The organism is Falsirhodobacter sp. 1013, from assembly GCF_051195255.1.
Taxonomy (GTDB): Bacteria; Pseudomonadota; Alphaproteobacteria; order Rhodobacterales; family Rhodobacteraceae; genus Falsirhodobacter.
Genome location: NZ_JBNJLK010000038.1, coordinates 1 through 3,677 on the forward strand (window position 1 = coordinate 1; position 3,677 = coordinate 3,677).

Genomic DNA, 3,677 nt, shown 5'->3' on the forward strand with positions numbered 1-3,677 from the left:
CCGGAACTATGTCCGGAGCCGGACTATGTCCCGCGAGTGCAAAGAAGCGCTTAATTACGGGATGATACCAAGTCATTACCATCCATAGCAGGCTCCTGTCCGGGCAGTTCCGCCCCGACAGGAGTAATCATGAACAACCAGTCCTACGATGAAGCTCGGATGTTGGCCGATCAGGCACACGGTCCGCTCGCTCCCTTTATTCGCGATTATCATGCAGCCGTGGTCGAGAAGGGATATATCGGTCGCGGCGTTTACGTAAAAATTTACCGCGCGGCCGACTTCGATCGCTGGCTTCATAGGGAGCAGATTCCCGTCAGCGCCATCGATGACCAGTGCGTTGAACGCTATCATGCGAGGGACAGCGGGACGCGGCGCGTCTCATCGGTCAATGAACGGCCCGCAATGAGGTCGCTGCTGGCCTTCCTTCGGGCAAAAGCGGCGATTGCAGCTTTACCGTCCGTTTCTGCTTATCCCGCGATTGACGCGTCGATCGACGATTTCAGGCAGCATCTGCATCATGCTCGCGGGCTGACCGTCGGAACGATCGATAACTATTGGGGCTACGCCCGAGATTTCCTGATCGAGCGGTTTGGCGGTGCGCCGGTCGATCTGGGAGCGATCGCGGCCACCGATGTCATTGCCCATGTCCAGCAGCAGGCAACACGCCTGTCGCCGGGTTCGGTCAAGCTCATTACGACGGCATTGCGCGCCTTTCTGCGGTATCTCCAGTATCTGGGCAAGGTCGATCCGGAGCTGATCGCCGCCATTCCGGCGGTGGCGCACTGGGCGACGACGCCGCCGATACCGCGCGCCATCTCCCCGGAGGATGCGCGTCAGCTCCTGGCCCATTGCAGCGGACGAACTCCCCGAGAGATACGCGACCGCGCCATTCTCTTGCTGCTCGCCCGTCTTGGCCTGCGATCCGGCGATATCGTCAACATGACGCTGGACGATGTCGATTGGGAGAACGGCAGCCTGCGGATGCGAGGCAAAGGACGGCGCGAGTGCTTCATGCCGCTCCCACCCGATGTCGGTGAGGCCATTGCCATCTATCTGCGCGATGCCCGGCCTCACTGTGACGATCGCCGTCTGTTTCTTCGCGCTCGCGCCCCATTTCGGGGCTTCAACCGCACCGACTGCATTGGCTCCGTCGTCAAGAACACCCTCGCACATGCCGGGATTGATGCACCTCGCAAGGGTGCTCACCAGTTCCGCCATGCGCTTGCGGTCCGATTGCTCGGCAAAGGTGCGTCACTGCCGGAGATCGGCGAGGTGCTGCGGCATCGCAGCCCGCAGGCGACCGCCATCTATGCGCGCGTCGATATCGACGCGCTGCGCGACCTTGTCGTGGCATGGCCGGGAGAAGCCGCATGAACGCGCTGCACGCCGCCTTGGCCGACTATCTCCAACTGCGCCGGTCGCTGGGCTACAAGCTCCATGACGCCGGCCTGCAACTGCCGCGCTTCGTGGATTTCCTGATCGAGCATGACGTCGACCACATCACCATTCCGCTGGCACTGGAGTGGGCACGGTCGCCGACCACTGCACAGCCGTCCGAGTGGGCCAGGCGCCTCGGTTATGTCCGGATGTTCGCGCGCCACCTGTCAGCGAGCGACAAGCGCACAGAGATTCCGCCAGCATGGCTGCTGCCGCACCGATCTACCCGCGCGAAGCCCTATCTGTATAGCGATGAAGAAGTGCGACGCCTGCTGGCGGCGGCGCTCGCGATGCCGGTCGCTCGCAAGACCGCGAGCCTGCGGCCATGGATGTATCATTGCCTCCTGGGTCTGCTGGCAGTCACCGGCCTGCGCATCTCGGAAGCGCTCGATTTGCGGATCGAGGATGTCGATCTCGATTCCGGGCTTCTGACGATCCGTGCCGGGAAGCTCGACCGATGGCGGTTCGTGCCCATCCATAGCTCGACTTGCGCGGTGATCGCCGACTACATCGAACGCCGCGCGCGCTTCTTCGGTCGCCCCGTCCCGACGAACCTGTTCCTGTCGAACCTTGGACGACCGATCGATGGTAGCGTGGTGTATCGAGGCTTCTACGCCCTGTCCCAGCGGGTCGGCCTGCGCCCCCGACGCGGCGGCCACGGACCGCGACTGCATGATCTCCGCCACCGCTTCGCCACTCAGGTGCTTACCCGCTGGTATGAAGAGGGGCGCGATCCGGTGCGCGACATGCCGGTACTCTCCACCTATCTCGGCCATGTCCGGGTCGAAGACACCTATTGGTATCTGAGCCTGTCGCCGGAGCTGATGACGCAGGCCATCTCGCGGCTCGAACGACGCTGGGGAGACGCAATATGATGGTCGGCCCCACCTTCGCCACGCTGCTGGAAGGATTCTTCACCGAACGCCTGATGCGGCAGCGCCGCGCCAGCCCCCATACGATCGCTTCCTATCGCGATACGTTTCGGCTGTTGCTGGCGTTCACCCGCCAACGTCTCCGCAAGGAGCCGTCACGGCTTGGCTTGGACGACATCGATGCGCCGCTCGTTAGCGCCTTCCTCGACGATCTGGAACATCGGCGCGGCGTCACGCCGCGCACCCGCAACCTGCGGCTCACCGCCATCCATAGCTTCTTCCGCTATGCCGCCTACGAAGCGCCCACCCATGCCGCGCAGATACAGCGCGTTCTAGCCGTTCCGGCCAAGCGGTTCGACCGGGGACTGGTGCCGTTCCTGACTCGCCCCGAAGTCGATGCCCTGCTGGCTGCGCCCGACCGGCATAGCTGGTCGGGCCAACGCGATCATGCGCTGATCCTGCTCGCGGTGCAGACCGGCTTGCGATTATCGGAACTGACCGACTTGCAGCATGCAGATGTGCATCTTGGCATCGGCGCGCATGTCCGCGTTCTCGGCAAGGGCCGCAAGGAACGTTGTACCCCGCTCAGCAAGAACACGCGCGCGGTGCTGACAGCCTGGATGGGCCAACCTGCCAAGACGGCAGAGCAGCCACTGTTTCCGAACGCCAAAGGCGGACGGCTCAGCGCCCACGGCATGCACTACATTCTCGCCAAGCACGCCGCGACGGCGGCCAGATCATGCCCGTCACTCGCGCAGAAGCGCGTGACCCCGCACGTCCTGCGGCACACGATGGCGATGGACCTGTTGCAGGAAGGGGTCGAGCAGTCGGTGATCGCACTATGGCTCGGCCATGAGTCGATCGAGACTACCCAGATCTACATCGAGGCGAACCTCGCCATGAAGGAGAAGATACTCGAACGCACCACGCCGCCCACCGGAACACCGGGCCGATACAAGCCCGAGGACACGCTGCTCGCGTTTCTCAAGGGACTGTAGCCACCGGGACTATGTCCCGCGAACTCATTGGGGAGTAGCTCCGCAGCGGAGCGTGTGAACAGGTGTTCGGCGCTAGCTCTGGACCACGCTGACAACGCGAAGGACGGGGCCAGCCCGATCACCTTTCGTGTTCACACGAAGGCCGATCAGGTGAGACACACGGTGTTCGTCAACATCGAGGAACCAGCCATGGTCGGCATCGGTAATGAGAACGACCCCGCCGCCGGGAATGCGGACGCGTGTGCCAGATTCTTCTCGCGTGACCTTAGCCATGCGGCCGCTCTAGGCCATTTCCAAGCTACGACCATGTGCACCACCCGGCGAGAATTTGCACTCGCGGGACATAGTCCGGCTCCGGACATAGTTCCGC

3 protein-coding genes are annotated in these 3,677 nt (G+C 63.2%); all 3 read left to right on the forward strand.

From position 1 onward, the window contains the following. Positions 1-129: 129 nt before the first annotated feature. Genes ACSHZY_RS18755 through ACSHZY_RS18765 form a run of 3 tightly spaced genes read left to right on the forward strand, consistent with a single transcriptional unit; the run spans position 130 to position 3,307 of the window. Positions 130-1,374, forward strand: a complete 1,245-nt coding sequence (locus ACSHZY_RS18755) for a tyrosine-type recombinase/integrase (protein ID WP_435171745.1) — start codon at positions 130-132, stop codon at positions 1,372-1,374. Further along, positions 1,371-2,312, forward strand: coding sequence for a tyrosine-type recombinase/integrase (locus tag ACSHZY_RS18760; protein WP_435171747.1), 942 nt, complete (start codon positions 1,371-1,373; stop codon positions 2,310-2,312). The genes ACSHZY_RS18755 and ACSHZY_RS18760 overlap by 4 nt, the downstream gene beginning before the upstream one ends. Next, positions 2,309-3,307 carry a site-specific integrase gene (locus tag ACSHZY_RS18765; RefSeq protein ID WP_435171749.1) on the forward strand — a complete coding sequence of 333 codons (999 nt, stop codon included), beginning with the start codon at positions 2,309-2,311 and terminating at the stop codon, positions 3,305-3,307. Before ACSHZY_RS18760 ends, ACSHZY_RS18765 begins: the two co-directional genes overlap by 4 nt. Positions 3,308-3,677: the final 370 nt, after the last annotated feature.